Annotated in this window: 16 protein-coding genes and 1 riboswitch; of the genes, 9 read left to right on the top strand and 7 right to left on the bottom strand. The window is 72.7% G+C overall.

Going from position 1 to position 19,165, the window contains the following annotated elements; all coding sequences use genetic code 11:
- The first annotated feature begins 165 nt into the window (after positions 1–165).
- The 9 genes from MKK60_RS13960 (at position 166) to MKK60_RS13920 (ending at position 10,413) form a co-directional block, all read left to right on the top strand.
- Positions 166–1,167: an acyltransferase gene (locus MKK60_RS13960; protein ID WP_313901126.1), complete on the top strand. Its 1,002-nt coding sequence runs from the start codon at positions 166–168 to the stop codon at positions 1,165–1,167.
- Between the two features lie 254 nt (positions 1,168–1,421).
- Positions 1,422–1,523: a K(+)-transporting ATPase subunit F gene (locus MKK60_RS13955; RefSeq protein WP_147843734.1), complete on the top strand. Its 102-nt coding sequence runs from the start codon at positions 1,422–1,424 to the stop codon at positions 1,521–1,523.
- 14 nt (positions 1,524–1,537) lie between these two features.
- Complete coding sequence (gene kdpA / locus MKK60_RS13950) at positions 1,538–3,253, top strand: potassium-transporting ATPase subunit KdpA (RefSeq protein WP_243933466.1); 1,716 nt, start codon at positions 1,538–1,540, stop codon at positions 3,251–3,253.
- A gap of 3 nt (positions 3,254–3,256) precedes the next feature.
- Positions 3,257–3,472 (top strand): hypothetical protein, encoded by a 216-nt coding sequence (locus tag MKK60_RS13945; RefSeq protein ID WP_243933467.1) that lies wholly within the window; start codon positions 3,257–3,259, stop codon positions 3,470–3,472.
- 36 nt (positions 3,473–3,508) lie between these two features.
- Positions 3,509–5,599 carry a potassium-transporting ATPase subunit KdpB gene (gene kdpB / locus MKK60_RS13940; protein WP_243986581.1) on the top strand — a complete coding sequence of 697 codons (2,091 nt, stop codon included), beginning with the start codon at positions 3,509–3,511 and terminating at the stop codon, positions 5,597–5,599.
- A 30-nt stretch (positions 5,600–5,629) separates the two neighbouring features.
- Positions 5,630–6,232, top strand: a complete 603-nt coding sequence (locus tag MKK60_RS13935; protein ID WP_243986578.1) for a K(+)-transporting ATPase subunit C — start codon at positions 5,630–5,632, stop codon at positions 6,230–6,232.
- Positions 6,233–6,276: 44 nt separating this feature from the next.
- The gene (locus MKK60_RS13930; protein ID WP_243986577.1) at positions 6,277–9,012 is read left to right on the top strand and encodes a sensor histidine kinase; all 2,736 of its coding nucleotides are present in this window, start codon (positions 6,277–6,279) and stop codon (positions 9,010–9,012) included.
- A complete protein-coding gene (locus tag MKK60_RS13925; protein ID WP_147728118.1) occupies positions 9,009–9,719 on the top strand; it encodes a response regulator in 711 nt (236 codons plus the stop codon). The genes MKK60_RS13930 and MKK60_RS13925 overlap by 4 nt, the downstream gene beginning before the upstream one ends.
- Before the next feature lie 112 nt (positions 9,720–9,831).
- Positions 9,832–10,413, top strand: a complete 582-nt coding sequence (locus tag MKK60_RS13920) for a peptidase S14 (RefSeq protein ID WP_243986575.1) — start codon at positions 9,832–9,834, stop codon at positions 10,411–10,413.
- A 122-nt stretch (positions 10,414–10,535) separates the two neighbouring features.
- Here the strand turns inward: MKK60_RS13920 and MKK60_RS13915 are convergent, their stop codons facing one another.
- The 7 genes from MKK60_RS13915 to MKK60_RS13885 all read right to left on the bottom strand — a co-directional run bounded on the left by MKK60_RS13915 (position 10,536) and on the right by MKK60_RS13885 (position 18,835).
- Positions 10,536–12,872, bottom strand: a complete 2,337-nt coding sequence (locus MKK60_RS13915) for a TonB-dependent receptor family protein (protein WP_243986573.1) — start codon at positions 12,870–12,872, stop codon at positions 10,536–10,538.
- Between the two features lie 64 nt (positions 12,873–12,936).
- Positions 12,937–13,305, bottom strand: coding sequence for a DUF2946 family protein (locus MKK60_RS13910; RefSeq protein WP_243933474.1), 369 nt, complete (start codon positions 13,303–13,305; stop codon positions 12,937–12,939).
- Positions 13,302–13,919, bottom strand: a complete 618-nt coding sequence (locus tag MKK60_RS13905) for an SCO family protein (RefSeq protein ID WP_243986571.1) — start codon at positions 13,917–13,919, stop codon at positions 13,302–13,304. Before MKK60_RS13905 ends, MKK60_RS13910 begins: the two co-directional genes overlap by 4 nt.
- Positions 13,909–14,421: a copper chaperone PCu(A)C gene (locus tag MKK60_RS13900; protein ID WP_147729784.1), complete on the bottom strand. Its 513-nt coding sequence runs from the start codon at positions 14,419–14,421 to the stop codon at positions 13,909–13,911. Before MKK60_RS13900 ends, MKK60_RS13905 begins: the two co-directional genes overlap by 11 nt.
- Positions 14,422–14,653: 232 nt before the next feature.
- Complete coding sequence (locus MKK60_RS13895) at positions 14,654–15,028, bottom strand: hypothetical protein (RefSeq protein WP_243986569.1); 375 nt, start codon at positions 15,026–15,028, stop codon at positions 14,654–14,656.
- A 97-nt stretch (positions 15,029–15,125) separates the two neighbouring features.
- Complete coding sequence (locus MKK60_RS13890; protein ID WP_409567396.1) at positions 15,126–17,279, bottom strand: TonB-dependent receptor; 2,154 nt, start codon at positions 17,277–17,279, stop codon at positions 15,126–15,128.
- Between the two features lie 118 nt (positions 17,280–17,397).
- Positions 17,398–17,612: riboswitch (cobalamin riboswitch) on the bottom strand.
- 68 nt (positions 17,613–17,680) lie between these two features.
- On the bottom strand, positions 17,681–18,835 hold the full coding sequence (locus MKK60_RS13885; protein ID WP_243986567.1) for a DUF2778 domain-containing protein: 1,155 nt from the start codon (positions 18,833–18,835) through the stop codon (positions 17,681–17,683).
- Positions 18,836–19,165 lie beyond the last annotated feature (330 nt).

The following is a 19,165-nucleotide window of genomic DNA, read 5'->3' as shown; positions in this document are numbered from 1 at the left end:
GTTTCTTAAGGCAACCGCGCTGTCATGGCGTGACGGGAACGCGTTGCGGAAAACGTACCTAAAGTATGTCGATTGATTCGGGCAACACCCCCGTCCGCCCCATCGGCCGAATCCGATCCATCGACGCCCTGCGTGGTCTCGCCGCAACGATGGTGATGCTGCACCATTACCTCTTCAGCTACGAAGGCCGCATCGGGCCGCATCGGGCCGCATGTCGACCGCGTTCCGAGCTTCGCCGCCGGGCATTTCGGCGTCGAGCTGTTCTTCATCCTGAGCGGTTTCGTGATTGCCGGTACGCTCGGGCGGACGCCGTCCCTCGGAGACTACGTCGTGCGGCGGGTCGCGCGGCTGTATCCCGCCTTCCTCGTCTGCTCGGGGGTCACGCTGGGGATCTTCGCCCTCGGCGGCCCGAATCCCGTGGGGATCACGCCGGGCGCGGCCCTCGCGGGTCTGACGATGCTCAGTTCGCTGATCCGGGTGCCGCCGATCGATCCGTCCCACTGGACGCTGACCTACGAGGTCGCCTTCTACGCCCTCGCCGCCCTCGCCCTGATCCATAGGGGCCCGGCGACCGATCCCGGGCTGCGCCTGGAGCGGATCTGCGCCGGATGGCTCGCCGCGGCGTTCGTCGGCACGCTGGTCCTTCCGGTCCGGACGCTGCAGGTGGTCGTGCTCCTCAACCTTCCCTTCGCGCTGCTGTTCGTGATCGGGGCGATGCTCGCGCGCCTCGCGGCGGGCGCGCTGACCCCCCTCGGCCTCGGGGCGCTCGCCGCCGCGTTCGGCTTCACCGCCCTCGGGCCCGCCGTCGACTACGGCGGCGTCGGGACGGGCTTCTATGTCCTGCTCGTGCTCGGCTTTGCCGGCACGGTCCTCGCCGCCGCGACCGGGCGGCTGCCCTGGCTCGGCGGCGCGCCCCTGGTTTTCCTCGGGGCGATCTCCTACCCGCTCTACCTCGTCCACCAGATCCTCGGCTACGCGATCATCCGGGCGCTGGAGGCCGGCGGATGGTCGTCCGGATCGGCGATCCTCGCGGCCGTCCTCGCCTCGGTCGGGCTCGCGACCGTGATCCGCTACGCCATCGAGACGCCGGGACAGCGCGCGATCCGCCGCGCCTTCGACCGGACGCGGTCGTCCGTGCCCGACACCGCCGAGCCGGCCCGATCCTGATGGGATCCTTATGGATTCGGCGCCGCCTCCCTCTCGCATTCCTACGGCGCATCCGGCCACTCTGACGATCACGGCAAGCAGGTCGCCGGGGCGGATCGGTCGAAGCGGACCGGTCGGCCCACGACCGCGTTGCCGGCTCCTCGTCGTCCGGACGCCCGCCATGCTCGACCTCGTCTTCCTCGCCGGAGGCCTCGCCTTCTTCGCCCTCGCGGTCGGCTATGCCGGCCTGTGCGCGCGCCTGTGAGGGCCCCGCCATGCCCTACGGCCTGTCTCTCGACCTGACCCTCGGCGCCCTCGTGACGGTCGGCCTCCTCGCCTACCTCACCTACGCCCTCGTCCGCCCCGAGCGGTTCTGAAGGACACCAAGCCCATGACCGTGAACGGCTGGATCCAGATCGCGCTCTTCTGCGCGGTCGTGCTGGCGCTCGTGCGCCCCCTCGGCGGCTACATGACCCGCGTGTTCGCGGGCGAGCGGACGTTGCTCTCGCCCGTGCTCAAGCCGATCGAGCGCGGGCTCTATCGCCTGGCCGGCATCGACCGGACCCACGAGCAGCACTGGCTCGCCTACGCCACCGCGATGCTCGTCTTCCACGCGGCCGGCTTCGTGCTGCTCTACGGCCTGCTGCGGCTGCAGGCGGCCCTGCCGCTGAACCCGGACGGGCAGGGCGCCGTGGCGCCGGACCTCGCCTTCAACACCGCGGCGAGCTTCGTCACCAACACCAACTGGCAGTCCTACGGCGGTGAGACCACGCTCTCGTACCTGTCGCAGATGCTGGGGCTGACCCACCAGAACTTCCTGTCGGCCGCGACCGGCATCGCCCTGGCCGTCGCCCTCGTCCGGGGATTCTCGCGGGCCTCGGCGCGGACGGTGGGCTCGTTCTGGGTCGATCTCACCCGCTGCACCCTCTACCTGCTGCTGCCGCTCTGCGTCGTGTTCACGCTGTTCCTGGTCTGGCAGGGCATCCCGCAGACCTTCGGCGGCGCCGTCGCGGCGACGACGCTCGAGGGCGCGCCCCAGACCATCGCGGTCGGGCCGGTGGCGAGCCAGGTCGCGATCAAGATGCTCGGCACCAACGGCGGCGGCTTCTTCAACGCCAACGCCGCCCACCCGTTCGAGAACCCGACCGCGCTGTCGAACTTCGTGCAGATGGTCTCGATCTTCGCGATCGGCGCCGCGCTCACCAACCTGTTCGGCCGCAGCGTCGGCGACGAGCGTCAGGGCTGGGCGATCCTGGCCGCGATGGCCGTGCTGTTCGGGGCCGGGATCGCGGTCACCTACGGCGCCGAAGCCGCCGGCAGCCCGGTCCTGAACGCGCTCGGGCTTCCCGGCGGCAACATGGAGGGCAAGGAGATCCGGTTCGGGATCGTGGCCTCGGCGCTGTTTGCCGTCGTCACCACCGCCGCCTCCTGCGGCGCGGTCAACGCCATGCACGACTCGTTCACCGCGCTCGGCGGCATGATCCCGCTGATCAACATGGAGCTCGGCGAGATCATCGTCGGCGGCGTCGGCGCCGGGCTCTACGGCATGCTGGTCTTCGTCATCGTCACGATCTTCGTCGCCGGGCTGATGGTCGGGCGCACGCCGGAATACCTCGGCAAGAAGATCGAGGCGCGCGAGGTGAAGATGGCGATGCTCGCCATCCTCTGCCTGCCGCTGATGATGCTCGGCGGCACCGCGCTCGCCACCGTGGTCGCCGCGGGGCTCGCGGGGCCCGCCAATGCCGGCCCGCACGGCTTCTCCGAGATGCTCTACGCCTTCACCTCGGCGGCGGCCAACAACGGCTCGGCCTTCGGCGGCCTGACGGCGAACACGACCTTCTACAACACCACGCTGGCGGCCGGCATGCTGGTCGGGCGGTTCTTCGTGATCGTCCCGGCGCTCGCCATCGCCGGCGCGCTCGCCGCCAAGAAGACCGTGCCGGCCTCGTCCGGAACGTTCCCCACCGACGGCGGCCTGTTCGTCGGGCTCCTCGTCGGCGTGATCCTCATCGTCGGCGGCCTGACCTTCTTCCCGGCGCTGGCGCTGGGGCCGATCGTCGAGCACCTCGCCGGCGGCCTCGGCCAGACCTTCGCCGCGGGGGGCTGACCCGTGGGCCGCACCCTCCTCCACGCCGCCCCCCGCACAGCGCCCCGCCCCTTGCCGCGGCGCAAGCGGGGCGCGCAGCGCCCGCGCCCGGCCGTCGCCGGGCGCCGCCCGCCGGTCCGGGTCTCCGACCTGATCCTGGCGATGCTGAGCCTCACCCTCCTCGGCGCCCTCGGCCTGATGGCCGGCGCCGCCCTCCTCGGCCGCGCGCTCGGACACTGAGCCCGCCGGCCCTCCCCCGCATCCGGACGAAACCCCATGTCCCGCCCCTCCCAGACCCTGCTCAGCGCCGCCCTCGTCGGCCCGGCCCTCCTCGGCGCGCTGCGGAAGCTCGATCCGCGCCTCATGGTGCGCAACCCGGTGATGTTCGTCGTCGAGGTCGTCGCCGCGCTCACCACGGTGCTGTTCGTCCGCGACGCCGCGACGGGCGCCGAGAACCTCGCCTTCTCCGGGCAGATCATCCTGTGGCTCTGGTTCACGGTGCTGTTCGCCAACTTCGCCGAGGCGATCGCCGAGGGGCGCGGCAAGGCGCAGGCGGATTCCCTGCGGCGCACCCGCACCGAGACCATGGCCAAGCGGCTGACGGGTGCGGGCCGCGCCTTCGAGACCGTCCCCGGCAACGATCTCAAGGTCGGCGACGTGGTGCTGGTCGAGGCCGGCGACATCATCCCCTCGGACGGCGAGGTGATCCTCGGCATCGCCTCGGTCAACGAGGCGGCGATCACCGGCGAATCCGCCCCGGTGATCCGCGAATCGGGCGGCGACCGCTCGGCGGTGACCGGCGGCACGCAGGTGCTCTCCGACGAGATCCGGGTGCGGATCACGGCCGCGGCCGGCTCGACCTTCGTCGACCGGATGATCGCGCTCGTCGAGGGCGCCGCCCGCCAGAAGACCCCGAACGAGATCGCGCTCAACATCCTGCTCGCCGGCCTGACCCTGATCTTCGTCTTCGCCGTCGCCTCGATCCCGAGCTTCGCCTCCTATGCCGGCGGCGCGATCCCGCTGATCGTGCTGGTCGCCCTGTTCGTGACGCTGATCCCGACCACCATCGGCGCGCTGCTCTCGGCCATCGGCATCGCCGGCATGGACCGGCTGGTGCGCTTCAACGTGCTCGCCATGTCGGGCCGCGCCGTGGAGGCGGCCGGCGACGTCGACACGCTGCTCTTGGACAAGACCGGCACGATCACGCTGGGCAACCGTCAGGCCACCGCGTTCCGCCCCGTCCGCGGCGTCACCGAGCAGGAGCTCGCCGACGCGGCGCAGCTCGCCTCCCTCGCCGACGAGACGCCGGAGGGCCGCTCGATCGTGGTGCTGGCCAAGGAGAGCTACGGGATCCGCGCCCGCGACATGGCAAGCCTCGACGCCACCTTCGTGCCGTTCACCGCACAGACCCGGATGAGCGGCGTCGACCTCGCCGGCTCGCAGATTCGAAAGGGCGCCGTCGATTCGATCGTCGCGGCGGTGAGCGGCGGCCCGGTCGCGACCCGGGGCTCCAGCGCGGCCCTGGCCTACGCGCCGACCGCCTCGGCCGAGAGCGTCGAGGAGGTCCGCGCCATTGCCGACGACGTCGCCAAGGCCGGCGGCACGCCGCTCGCCGTCGCCCGCGACGGGCGCCTCCTCGGCGTGGTGACGCTGAAGGACATCGTGAAGGGCGGCATCCGGGAGCGCTTCTCCGAGCTGCGCCGCATGGGCATCCGCACAGTGATGATCACCGGCGACAACCCGGTCACCGCCGCCGCGATCGCCGCCGAGGCCGGCGTCGACGACTTCCTCGCCCAGGCCACCCCCGAGGACAAGCTGGCGCTGATCCGCCGCGAGCAGGCGCAGGGCAAGCTCGTCGCGATGTGCGGCGACGGCACCAACGACGCCCCCGCCCTCGCCCAGGCCGACGTCGGCGTCGCGATGAACACCGGCACGGTGGCGGCGCGCGAGGCCGGCAACATGGTCGACCTCGATTCCGACCCGACCAAGCTCATCGAGATCGTCGGCATCGGCAAGCAGCTGCTGATGACGCGCGGCGCGCTGACCACCTTCTCGATCGCCAACGACGTGGCGAAGTACTTCGCCATCATCCCGGCAATGTTCCTCGGGCTCTATCCGCAGCTCCAGGCGCTGAACGTGATGGGGCTCGCCTCGCCCCAGAGCGCGATCCTGTCGGCGATCATCTTCAACGCGTTGATCATCGTCGCGCTGATCCCGCTGGCCCTGCGCGGCGTGGCCTACAGCGCGGTCGGCGCCGGCGCGCTGCTGCGCCGGAACCTGGCGGTCTACGGCCTGGGCGGAATCCTGGTGCCCTTCGTCGGCATCAAGGCGATCGACCTCGCCGTCACCGCGCTCCGCCTCGCCTGATCCTCCCCCTTCGCGTCACGAGACCCCGCCATGCTGACCCAGCTTCGCCCCGCCCTCGTCCTGCTGATCGCGCTGACCGCGCTCACCGGGCTCGCCTATCCGCTCGCGATGACCGGGCTCGCCGGCCTCGCCTTCCCGAGCCAGGCCGCCGGCTCGATCGTCCTGCGCGACGGCAAGCCCGTCGGGTCGAGCCTGATCGGCCAGGCCTTCGCCGGCGCGCGCTACTTCCAGGGCCGGCCGTCCGCGACCAGCGCCGCCGACCCGGCCGACCCCGCCAAGACCGTGCCGGCGCCCTACAACGCCGCGAACTCGTCGGGCTCCAACCTCGGCCCGACGAGCGCGGCGCTCGCCGAGCGGGTCGGCGCCGACCTCGCCCGCCTGAAGGCCGAGAACCCGGGCGTGCCGGTGCCGGTCGACCTCGTCACGACGAGCGGTTCGGGCCTCGACCCCGACCTCTCGCCCGCCGCCGCCCTGTTCCAGGTGAAGCGCGTGGCGGCCGCGCGCGGGCTCCCCGAGCCGGCCGTGCGCGACCTCGTCGAGGGGCAGGTCCGCGGTCGCTGGCTCGGCATCCTCGGCGAGCCGCGGGTGAACGTGCTGGCGCTCAACCTCGCGCTGGACGGGCTGGCGAAATAGGCGCTGGCCCATTCGGGCCCCGTTGCGGGTAGGATGCGCCCCCGATGCCCGAGCCGAGCCGAGACCCGCCCCGCCCCTCCCCCGACGCGCTGCTCGAAGCCGCGCGCCGCGAAAGCCGGTCGCGCGGCCGGCTGAAGATCTTCCTCGGCGCCGCGCCGGGGGTCGGCAAGACCTACGAGATGCTGACCACGGCCCAGGCCAAGGCCCGCGCCGGCCTCGACGTGGTGGTCGGCGTGGTCGAGACCCATGGCCGCGCGGAGACCGAAAGCCTCGTCGCCGGGCTGGAGGTCGTCCCGCGCCGCGCCGTCGCCTACAAGGGCACCCGCCTCGACGAGATGGACCTCGACGCGCTGCTGGCCCGGCGCCCGGCCCTGGCGCTGGTCGACGAGCTCGCCCACACCAACGCGCCGGGCTCGCGCCACCCGAAGCGCTACCAGGACGTCGAGGAATTGCTCGACGCCGGCATCGACGTCGACACCACCCTCAACATCCAGCACGTCGAGAGCCTGAACGACGTCGTCGCCCAGATCACCCGCATCCGGGTGCGCGAGACCGTGCCCGACGGCATCCTCGACCGGGCCGACGACATCGAGGTGATCGACCTCAACCCCGACGACCTGATCCGGCGTCTCGAGGACGGCAAGGTCTACCTGCCCCGCAACGCCGCCCGCGCGCTGCGGCACTACTTTTCCCGCGGCAACCTCACGGCCTTGCGCGAGCTGGCGCTCCGCCGCACCGCCGACCGGGTCGACGACGAGCTCCTGAGCCACATGCGGGCCAACGCCATCCCCGGGCCCTGGGGCGCGGGCGAGCGGGTGCTGGTCTGCGTCAGCGAGGATCCGCGCGCGGCCGGGCTGGTGCGCTACGCCAAGCGCCTGGCCGACCGCCTGCACGCGCCCTGGACCGCGCTCTCGGTCGAGGGGCCGCGGGCGCAGGCGCTGTCGGAGGCCGCGCGCGACCGCATCGCCGACACCTTGCGGCTGGCCGACCGGCTCGGCGGCGAGGCGGCGACCGTGCCGGGCTCGCGGCGGATCGCCGACGACATCCTGGCCTATGCGCGGAGCGCCAACGCCAACCACGTCGTGGTGGGCAAGTCCGAGCGCTCGCGGCTGTTCGAGATCCTGAACGGCTCGGTGGTGCACGACCTCGTGCGCGGCTCAGGGCAGATCAGCGTCCACGTCATCGCGGGCGAGGCGCAGAGTGGGGAGGCGCAGGGCGGGGACGCGGCCGGGCCGAAGAGCGTGCGCACGGCCGCGGAGCCGTCCCGCTCGGCCTGGCCCTACGCGGTCGCGCTCGCGGCCGTCGGGGGCGCCCTCGGGATCGCGCTCGCCCTGCAGCCGATGCTCGGCGTCGAGAACGCCGACCTCGTCCTGCTCACCGCCGTGGTCGCCGTGGCGGTGCGCTTCGGCCTCGGGCCCTCGCTCGCCGCCGTGGTGGCGGCCTCGCTCGCCTACAACTTCTTCTTCCTGCCGCCGCTCTACACCTTCACCATCGCCGACCCGACCAACGTCGCCGCCTTCTGCCTGTTCACGCTGGTCGCCGTGCTGGTCTCGAACCTCGCCGCGCGCACCCGCCAGGAGGCGGTGGTCTCGCGGGCGCGGGCCGTGGCGAGCGAGCGGCTCTACGGCTTCAGCCGCAAGCTCGCCGGCTGCGGCACCCTCGACGACGTGCTGTGGGCGACCGCCTACCAGATCGCCGCGAGCCTCGACGTCCGCGTCGTGCTGCTCCTGCCCGAGGCCGGCGCGATCGCGGTGCGCGCCGGCTACCCGCCGGAGGACACCCTCGACGCGGCCGACCTCGCCGCCGCCAAGTGGGCCTTCGACAACGACCGGGCGGCGGGCCGCGGCGCCGACACCCTGCCCGGCGCCAAGCGCCTGTTCCTGCCGATGCGGACCGGCCGGGGGACGCTCGGCGTCATCGGCCTCGACGCCGACCGGGCCGGGCCGATCCTCTCGCCGGAGAGCCGGCGCCTCCTCGACGCGCTCTCCGACCAGGGCGCGCTGGCCATCGAGCGCGTCCGCCTCGTCGAGGACCTCGACCGGGCCGAGCGCGCGGCCGAGACCGACCGCCTGCGCCAGGCGCTGCTCACCTCGATCTCGCACGACCTGCGCACGCCGCTCGCCGCCGTGCTCGGCGCGGCCACGACGCTGCGCGACCTCGACGACGCCCTCGACGCCCCAGCGAAGGCGGATCTCCTCGCGACCGTCATCGCGGAATCCGAGCGCCTCAACCGCTTCATCGCCAACCTCCTCGACATGACCCGCCTGGAGGCCGGCGCGGTGGTGCCCAACGTCGCGCTGCACGACGTCGCCGAGATCGCCGACACGGCCTTGCGCCGCCTGGAGGCGATCCTGTCCGGCCACCGCGTCGTGGTGGAGATCGCGCCCGGCCTGCCGCCGCTGCGGCTCGATCCGGTGCTGTTCGAGCAGGTGCTGGTCAACCTCCTCGACAACGCCGGCAAGTACGCCCCCGAGGGGTCGACCATCCGCCTGCGCGGCCGGCGGGACGGGATGCGGGTGCGGATCGAGATCCTCGACGAGGGCGGCGGCCTGCCGGAGGCCGACCTGGAACGGGTGTTCGATACGTTCTACCGCGTCGCCAAGGCTGACAGCGTGCGGGCCGGAACCGGCCTCGGCCTGCCGATCTCCCGCGGCTTCATCGAGGCGATGGCCGGCACGGTCGTCGGCGCCAACCGCCGCGACCGCTCCGGCGCGGTGTTCACCATCACCCTGCCGGTCCCCGCCGAGCCCGCGCGGACCGCCTCGGATCGGGCGGCATGACCCTGCACATCCTCGTCGTCGACGACGAGCCGCCGATCCGGCGGCTGCTGCGCACCGGGCTCGGGACCCAGGGCTACGCCGTGCTCGAGGCGCCGGACGGCCGCACCGCCCTGGAGACCCTGGGCCGCAAGGCGTCCGGCCACGAGACGGTGGACCTCGTGATCCTCGATCTCGGGCTGCCCGACATGCGCGGGCACGACCTCCTCGCCCGGATCCGCGCGGCGCATCCCGCCCTGCCGGTGGTGGTGCTGTCGAGCCGCGACGACGAGACCGGCAAGGTCGAGGCGCTCGACCTCGGGGCCGACGACTACGTCACCAAGCCCTTCGGCATGGGCGAGCTGCTGGCCCGCATCCGCACGGCGCTCCGCCACCAGCTCGCGACGGAAGGGCAGCGCCCGCTGTTCCAGGTCGGGCCCCTGAGCGTCGACCTCGTGCGCCGCATCGTCCGGGTGGAGGGGCGCGAGGTGAAGCTGACGCCGCGCGAGTACGACTTCCTGCGGGTGCTGGTGCAGCATGCCGGCAAGGTGCTGACCCACGCCCAGCTGATGGGCGCGGTCTCGGCCTCGTCCGACCCGCAATACCTCCGGGTCTACATGCGCCAGCTCCGGCAGAAGCTGGAGGCCGATCCCGAGCGCCCGCGCCTGCTGCTCACCGAGACCGGCGTCGGCTACCGCCTGCGCGCGCCCGACGACGGGCTGTCGCGCTGACGGCGTCCCCGATGCGGATCTTTTCCTGAACGAACAGGTCCGGCGCGGGTTGTGCAGGCCGCGATCCCGTTCGGATCGCAAACCCGTCCGCATCGCAAGGCCGCCCCGCCCCATGAACACCACGACCCCGGATACGACCCTGAAAGCCGCCGACTTCGCGGCTCCGACCGTCCTGCTCGCCGGCACGGTGGATTACGACATGTACCGGGACTTCCGGGCCCAGATCGGAAAGGCCCCGTGCGAGGGGCTGGTCGTCGTCGAGCTGACCACGCTCGGCGGCGACCCGGAGGTCGCGCGGATGATGGGCGAGGACATCCGCTTCAAGAGCGCGATGAACCCGCAATGCCGCTACGCCTTCCTCGGCAAGGCGGCGATCTACTCCGCCGGCACCACCTTCATGAGCTTCTTCACCCGGCAGAACCGCTACCTCACCCCCGGCACACGGCTGATGATCCACGAGCGCAAGCTCGCCAAGGAGCTCCGGATCAACGGTCCGCTGACCACCTGCATCGCCACGGTGAAGGCGACGCTCCACGAGATCGAGTGCTCGATCGCGATCCAGAACGAGGGCTTCGCCAACCTCGTCGAGGGCTCGACCGTGACCCTCGACCAGGTGATCGAGCGGGCTCCCTACAATTGGTACATCGAGGCCGAGGAGGCCCGCACCCTCGGCCTGATCGAGGCGGTGATCTGAGGCTCATGCCGAGTCTTCAGGCCAAGCCTCGTAGGTGAGAACCCATGAGGTCCGGCGGACGACCGCCGCCCCGCGGTCGCGGGGGCCGACCCTCGATGAGCCGGGCTCACCGAGGGTCGGCATCAGAACGCCAGCTTCATCCCGGCAACGAGGTTGCGCGGGGCGCCGGCATAGATCGAGCCGGTGGTGCCGGCGAGCACGCCCGCGCCGTTCTGCAGCCCGGTCGTTGCGCTGATCGTGTCGGCGAGGTTCTGGGCCGAGGCGGCGTAGACCGTGTCGAACAGGTTGCGCACCTCGGCGTAGAGCGTGAGGCGCTTGGCGTAGCCGCCGGGGAGTTCCGTCGCGTAGTGGACGTTGGCGTTGACGATCGCGTAGCCCGGCGCCTTCAGCTGGTTGGCGTTGTCGAGGTAGAAATCGTCCTGGAACACGGTCTCGACGAAGGCGCCGAGCCCGGCGAGCGGCCCGGCCGGGACGTCGTAGCCGACGCGGGCGAGCAGCTGGTTGGCCGGCACGCCGGGGATGCGGTTGCCGGCGCGGTCGAGGCGGCGGGTCAGCGCTCCGGCGCTGAGCTGCTCGACGTAGCGGGTGTAGACCTGGTCGTCGAAGGTGTAGGCGGCGACGATGCGCCAGCCCGGCGCGAAGGCCCAGTCGGCGCCGACCTCGAGGCCGCGGTGCTCCGAGGCCGGGGCGTTGAAGGTGTAGCTCTGCAGGCCGGCCCCGGGCGATTGCGAGACGAGCTCGTTGCGGAAGATCTCGTAGAAGCCGGTGACGCTGAGGCGCAGCCCCTCGACCGGCGTCCAGTCGGTGCCGAGGTCGAAGCCGAGGTTCTCCTGGGTCTGCAGCCCGGTGTTGTTGCCGGGCAGGCCCGCCGAGGTCACGAACAGGTTGCTCGCCGCCGGCGTGGTGTAGCCGGTGGCGACGCGGCCGCGGAACGCCCATTCGGCGCTCGGGCGGTAGACCAGCGCCAGTTCCGGGGCGACGTTGAGGAAGCTGCGGTTCGCGTCCGCGATCGTCGTGGTCGCGCCCGCGGCCGCGTAGGCGTAGGCGAGGCTGCGCCCGGTGATCGACGTGGTCTCGGCGCCGATGCCGACGACGCCCGTCCACTGCTCGGAGAGCGCGACCTCGGTGCGGGCGCGGCCGCCGAGGTTCGACTGCACCGCCTCCTGGTCGCCGATCAGCGCGCCCAGCCGCGGGCCGCCGTAGGGCGCGCGGTTGTAGGTCGAGATCCGGTTGTCGATGGTGCTGTAGGCCAAAGCCACGTAGCCGACCGCCGGCAGGCCGAACAGGTCGTAGCGCCGGGTGAGGTCGGTGAGAAAGTTCCAGGACGGGTACGAGCCCCGTGACGCGGTCGCGTAGAACGGCTGGTTGAAATTGCGCTCGTCGAAGCCGAGTTGCGTGCGCCAGGTGGTCTGGGCGTCGATGTCGTGCTCGTAGCGCGCCGCCACGATCGTGCGCCGGTCCTTGCGCTCGAAGCCGGCCTCGTCGGCGGTGACGCCGACCCTTCGGCCGTAGGCGCCGTTGACGAAGAGGTTGGTGAGCGAGCAGCCCGCCGCCGCGGTCGCCGCCGCCGCGCAGCCGCGCTGATAGGGGTTGGTGCGGAACTCGGCCAGCGACGACCGGGCGGCGAGGTCCGCGTGCAGGTCGTTGTTGATCACCTTGAGGGTGAAGCGGTTGTCCGGCGTCGGGGTGTAGCTCGCCAGCAGGTCGATGGTCTGCGTGTCGTAGGACGAATGGTCCTGGTAGCCGTTGGCGCGCACGTCGCTGGAGAACAGGCTGATCTCGAACGGGCCGCTGACGCCGCCGACCGTGAAGGAGGTGCTGAGATAGCCGAAGCTGCCGGCATCGGTGCCGATCTCGTAGCCGTCGATCTCGCGGCCGGTGCGGGTGCGGAAGGCCAGCGCGCCGCCCGTGGCGTAGTTGCCGAACAGGGCCGATTGCGGCCCGCGGAACACGTCGATGCGGGAATAGGCCCGCGGGTCGGAGAGGTCGAAGCGCGCGGCGCCGTCGGGCTGGGTCAGGACGAAGCCGTCCTCCAGCACCACCGTGTTCTTGATCACGCCGGTGGAGCGGGCGTTGTTGCCGCGGATCGAGATGATCACGTCGCGCCCGCCGTTGCCCTGGCGCACGGTGACGCCGGGGCTGTTGGCGAGCACCGCGCCGACGCTCGTCGCCGGCCGGTTCTCGATCGTGTCGCGCCGCCCGATCCCGGTCACGACCTGCCCGACCGGATGCTCGATGACGCTGGGCGCCGAGCCCTGCGGCGCGGCGACGCCGAAGGGAATGCCGGCCGCCGGTGCCGGCCCGTCGCGCTCGCCGACCACCGAGAGCTCGGAGAGCGTGACGCTCTCCTGTGCCTGTGCCTGCGCCTGTGCCTGTGCCTGCGCCTGCGCGACGGCGAGCGGGCTGGCGGACAGGAGGAGGAGGCCGGCGCGCAGCCGGAGCTTGGGCAGGAAGGGCATCGGGCGGGCTCGTCTGATCGGGAGGCAGGCGGGATCGGCCCGCCGGAAGAGGTTCGCGATTCGATCAGAGCAGGGTCGGCGGTGCCCTCGGCCGGCCGGCGATCCGGGGGCGATGCGGGGTGCGGGCGGGCGGCGGGGTCGGCCAGGCGACGGGCGACCAGCGCAGGACCCGCGCCGCCGGCTGCGGTGCGGCGACGACCGGCGCGGCGAGCCCCACGGCGCAGAGCGGGCAGGCGTGGCAGCCGGGAACGAGCGGAGCCGGCTCCCCCGCGGCGTCGGCTGCGCCGGCATGGCCGCAGATCGCCGACAGGCCGAGCGGCGCGGCGTCGGGCGCCATCCGCAGGGCGGCGAGCGGCACGATCGACTGCGCCCAGATCGCCAGCAGGATCAGCGCGGTGCCGAGGGCGCCGACGCGCTTCGCCCGACCCGTCACGGGACGGCCTGGATCTGCCGGAGGGCGAGCCCGTGCCCGGCCGCGAGATCGAGCGGGCCGACGAAGCCGCCGTTCCGGTCCATCAGGTAGACCATCAGCGTGTGCTCCAGGGTGTAGTCGCCCCCCGGCAGCGGGACCTTCTTGGAGAAGACGCGGTAGGACCGCGCCACCCGGTCGATCTCCTCGCGGGTCCCGGTCAGCCCCGTGATCGAATCGCTGAACGAGCCCATGTAGTCGCGCAGCACCGCGGCGTCGTCGCGCTCGGGATCGAGGGTGATGTAGTAGGCGCCGATGTCGCCGCCGGCCTTGTGCAGGTCGTCGATCAGGTTGGAGAGGTCGGCCAGCGTCGTCGGGCAGACGTTCGGGCAGCGGGTGAACCCGAAGAACACCAGGAAGGGCCGGCCGGCCAGCGTCGCCGAATCGAGGATCCCACCCTTGGACGATTGCAGCCGGAACGGGCCGCCGACCACCGACATCGCCGGCTTGGCGGGCCCGCGCGGCAGCATCGCCACGACGCCCCCGGCGATGCCGAGGATGCCGACGAGCACCGCCGCGAGGATGCCGTAGCCCGCCCGGCGCTGGGCCGGCGTGACGGGCGGCGGATCAATGGGCATGATCGTGGCCGCCGGCCGCCCCTTGCGCGCCCTCGGGGGCCTTCGCGCCGATCGCCTCGACCGCGAACTCGACCGGGACGGTCCCCGCCTTCTCGAACCGCAGCGTGCCCTTGACGCGCTCGCCCTTCTTCAGGGGCGCCGTCAGGTCGACGAACATCATGTGGTAGCCGCCCGGCGCGAGCGTCACCGTGGCGCCGGGGGCGATGACCAGGCCGCCCGGGACCGGAGCCATCTTCATCACGGTGCCGTCCATCGTCATCGAATGGATCTCGACGTGGTCCGCCCCGGTCACCGTGGCGCCGAGCAGCGTGTCCGGCGCGGTGCCGGTGTTCGTGACGCTGAGGTAGCCGCCGCCGACCTTGGCGCCGTTCGGGGTCGCCCGCGTCCAGGGATGGGCGATCGCGAGCGCGCCGGCCTTGTACTCGTGGGCGCCGGCCGGGACCGCGAGCAGCGCGAGGGCGACGAGGGAGCCGGTCGCGCGGCGACGGAACAGCTTGGACATGGCAACTCTCCTGAAGGGGGCGGTGTCGGTCGCGGCCGGGGGCGGCCGGGCGGTTGGGGGACGGCGTCCCGGGCATGCCGGCTCGCGCGATCGCGAGGGGCCGAGCGACGGCGATGCGGCAGGCTGCATCGGTCGATGCGGGCCGAGGCCTTCCCGGAGCACGGCTTTCGGCGCGCAACCGTGAGGCAGGGCGCGACGCCGCGTTCCGGCTGGGCGGCGGCCGGGCGGTGGATCAGGCGGCGGGTGGGGCGCGTGCGCCGGCGCCGATGCCCGGCGGAGCGCGGGCGGCGGCGGCGAGGACGGGACGCCACGGAACGTCGACGGCCGGGGGAGCGGACCGGGCGACCGCGACGGCCGCCGGAACCGGCACGTCCGCCATCGGCATCGCCTGCGCGGCCGTGCAGCATGCCAGGTGGTCGCCGTGATGGGGCGCGTCGGCCGGGCCGTGCCCGTCCGCGCCGGATTCCTGCAGGCAGAGCGCGTGCGCCGGGTCGAGGGTGCGCACGCCCGTCATCCCGCCGAGGACGGCCTGCAGGGCGAGCGCGTAGAGCGCGGTCACGGCGATGACCGCGCGGCAGACCCGCCAATCTGGCCGCCACATGCGCATGCCCCACGCCTAGGGCGCCGGCCGCCGCCCCGTCAATGCGGCAGAACCGTGCGAGGCCGTTTTCGCCGGGCCTGCCGCTCGGATCGAGGGCCGCCGCTCAGAACCGCCCGGCCAGCGTCAGCCGCACGGCGGTGGGCTCGACCGGGTGGAAGTGCCGGTCGGCGACGCCGTCGGCCGGTTCGCCCGGCAGGCGCGAGATATAGTAGTAGGTGATCTGGTCCGACTTGGCGTTTGTCAGGTTCAGCACGTCGAGCGACAGGCTGAGGCCGTTGTCGAAATGGTAGCCGACGCGGCCGTTGAGCAGCGCCGTCGGCTTCGAGCGCACGGAATTGTCCTCGATCAGCGGGCGCGGGCCGAAGTAGCGCAGCCGCATCGCGCCGAACCAGCCGAGGCCCTCGCCGAAGGTGAACCCGGCCGACGCGATCGTGGTCGGCGCCTCGGGGATGCGGTTGCCGACCGGGTCGACGTCGGAGAAGCGGGCATTGGTGACGGTGAGGTCCCCCTCCAGCCTCAGCCACGGCGTCACCGCGTAGCGGTTGGTCCACTCGATGCCGAAGCGGCGGCTCGGCCGGCTCGGCTCCGTCGTGCCGGTGTCGCCCTGGAACAGGTTCTCCGACGCGAAGTCGAGGCGGAACAGGGCCAATGCGGTCTCCAGCCCGGCGATCGAGCGGTTGCGGATGCCGACCTCGTAGCCGGTCGAGGGCACGAGGAAGGGCGAGCGCGCGATGTTGAAGAGGGGGCTCGCCGGGTCGACCGTCGCGGTCACGCCGCGCACGTCGTTCGAGTGGAAGCCGCCGCCGTAGTTCACGTAGAGCTCGGTGTCGAACCACGGCCCCAGCACCAGCCCGAGCTTCGGGTTGACGATGCCGTCCCGTGCCTTGCCGGAATTGGCCGCCGTGTCGGAGACCACGTCGCCGTAATAGCCGTCGGCCCGGAAGCCGACGCTGGTGCGCAGCCAGTCGGTCCAGCGCACGCGGTTGTCGACGTAGAACGCCCCGCTCGCCTCGAGCACCCGGTCGTCGAGGACGCCCGTGCGGAACTGGCGGTTCGCGGTGTTGAACAGCCCGACGCGGATCGCGTCGGTGCGGGTCTGCACCCCGATCTCGTTCTCCATCGGATGCCCGAACAGGTCGCCCTGGAAGACGTGGCTCACCTCGCCGCCGCCGAGGATGCGCTGGTCGAGCTGGTGGAACTGGTCGCCGTTGACCGGATCGTTGAGGAAGTAGGTGAAGTCGTTGAACAGGTTGAGCTGCGAGCGGATGACGTAGGCCGAGGCCCGCGTGACGCCGGTGTCGTCGGTCATGCTCCAGCGGCCCGAGAGCGAGAACCGGCTGCTGTCGCCGCCGTCGGTCGGGTTCAGGGTGCCGAAGCGGCCGATGATCCCCTCCGACACCGCGCGCGACGCGATCTGGTTGGTCGCGGTCCAGCGGCTGGCATAGGCCATGCCGGTGACCGAGAACCCGTCGAGCGCCGTGCCCTGGCTGTAGCGCACCACGCCGTTCACCTTGCGCAGCGCATCCGGCACGTCCCACGGGCCGTCGTAGACCTGCGCCTCGCCCGCCACGAGCAGGTTGCCCTGGCCGAGGGGGGCCGAGGCGATGGTCAGCGCCCGCGCATAGCCGAAGCTGCCGAACGAGGTCAGCGCGACGTTCTTGGCGACGGTGTCGAGGTAGTCGATCCGTACCGAGCCGGCCGAGGCGAAGTCGCCGTCGCGGACGAAGTACGGCCCCTTGTGGAACGCCACCGCGCCGACGAGCTCGGGGATCAGGAAGTTGATGTCGGCGTAGCCCTGGCCGTGCGCGTGCGTGCGCATGTTCACCGGCATCCCGTCGACCTCGATCGCGATGTCGGTGCCGTGGTCGAGGTTGAAGCCGCGCAGGAAGAACTGGTTGGCCTTGCCCTCCCCCGAATGCTGGGTGACGATCAGGCCGGGCACGGATTCGAGCACCTCGCCCGGCCGCGTGATCGGGCGGCTGTTGATCTCGGCGCCGGAAACGATGCCGGCGCTCGCCGCATCCACCGTCCGAAGCGCCCCGCCGGCGCCGATGGTGCCGCCGACGTAGCCGGCGCTCGCCGCAGCCCCGGCGGCGGGCCTGGGATCGTCGGCCGTCACGGAGATCTCGGCGAGGTTCGCCTCGGCCTCCCCGGCGGCGGGGCGCGCCAGCGCGGCCGGGCCCGAGAGGGCGGCGGCGCAGGCGAGAGCGAGCAGGGTTGGCGTTCGGAAGACGGGCGGGGACTGGGACGCGGACACGGGACCTCGGGCGACGCGGACGTGGCACGTCACCGCGAACGAGGCCGATCCACCGCTCCGTCCATCGGACGGCCGGGGGCTTCGACACCCGCCGGAACACCCCGCCCGACGCGCTTCGCGTGTGACCACGACTGACGGCAGGTCTCCTGGCTCGCGGGTCATCGCCCGCCACCGTCTTCCCGGATGCGGCGCATCCAGTGACGTCCAGTGGTGGAAGGCTCGCCGCTTACAGTTGCGGGGGCAGCCGCGGCTTCGGGCAAGGCCCCGTCGGGCCCTCCCCTCACCGCGTTCCCTTTTGATCCTCGATGAGGAACCGTCGCGTGCAGGTTGCGTCGGGCGGCGCCGGCCCGTCAATCCGGCTTTCGGACGCCGTCGCCGGGTGTGGCCGATCGGTGACGGCGTCAGCGGCTCGCGGCGAAGCGGGCCGGGCCGTCGCCGCGGCCGGTCACCACGACGAGGCGGCGGATCTCGCCGCGCAGGAACGCCTGCAGGAAGCGGTCGTAGTTGTGGAAGGACACGCAGCCGTTCGAGGCGCCGCTCGGCCCGAGCATGTAGGTGTGGGCCAGCAGCCCGTCGCGGCCGTGGATCGCGGCGGCGCCGCCCACCGGGTTGAGGCGGATCGCCCGCACGCCGTGGAACAAAGCCTCGCGCTCGGTGAGGTCGTAGGTGCCCGGCGGGGTCGAGCCGCGCATGCGCAGGTGCACGAAGTCGGGATGGTCCATGCTGGCGCCGAGGCCGGAATGGGCTTCCAGCACCTCGCCGTTCGGCAGGCGGACGGTGCGGGCGGTGATGTCGTAGATCGCCGTGCCGGCGCCCGCGTCGGGGCTGGGGAACAGGCGGCCGCGCGACCGCTCCAGCCCGGGGCTCTCGAGGGCGGCGTAGGCCAAAGCCGGGCCCGGGTCCTTCCGCGCGGCGAACAGCTCCTCGAAGAACGACGGCGTCTCGGCGGTGGGCGCCGGCACCGCCTCGGGCACCCGGCGCGGGGCGCGGCGCAGGGCGAGGCGCTGCGGCACGGGGGCGGCGATCAGGTCCGCCGGGCGGGCGACCGGCAGCGGCACGATCTGGGCCTGCCGCACGACCTCGGTGTCCCGCAGGACCTGGGTAACCCGCAGGACCTGCGTGTCCCGTAAGACCCGGCTTGCCCGCAGGGCCCGCACCTGCTCCACGACCTGGGCCTGCCGGCCGGTCTCCGCCGGGGGCGCGGCCTCCGTCGAACGCGGCTCGGCGGCCGCGAGCGTCGCGATGGGCGGGGCGAAACGCGGCTCCGGCGGGGTGAGCGCGGCGCCGAGGGGCGCGCCCTGACGGTCCGCGCCGGCCTCCGGGTCCAGCATCGGCCGGGGATCGAACAGGGCGGCGAGGGCGGTCGACCCGGTGCTGCGGGCCTGGAGCCTCGCGACCTGCGGCACCGGCTCGGTCCCGCCGCCCGGCGGCACGCCCTCGAGGGTGACGAGGCAGAGCAGGGCGGCGAGCGTGTTGCGAAGGATCGGGTGGCGGCGTGCCCGCCGGCGGCGGGCGGGACGCGTGAGGCCGCAGGAGGAGCGCGGGTGATGAGGCATGCGGACTCGACTCGAAGGCGACCCGGTGCCCGCAGCCGCGCAGCGTCCGGCCCTCGCCCGCGACGGATCGGCGGGCGGCGGGCCGGCCGATGGGGTCGGCCGTGCGGGGATCGAGAGAACTGCGACTGATCCGTATTGGGCGCGCGTTTGGTTAATCCGCCCCTAAGCCGCCGGCCGACCCGTGCGGATCGCGCGCGAAAACCCGCGAGACCCGTGCGCCGGCGCGACGATGATCGGCAGCGTCTCGCTCGACCCGCTCGACCCGCGCGGCGCGGGGATAAGCGGGGGCATGCGCAGGCACGCGAACGTGTTGCCGCTTCGTTCTTGCCG

The sequence above is a fragment of the Methylobacterium sp. J-092 genome, from assembly GCF_022829325.1.
Lineage (GTDB): Bacteria > Pseudomonadota > Alphaproteobacteria > Rhizobiales > Beijerinckiaceae > Methylobacterium.
The sequence above is the reverse complement of the archived record's forward strand: the minus strand, read 5'-3'. Positions and strand labels throughout refer to the sequence as shown.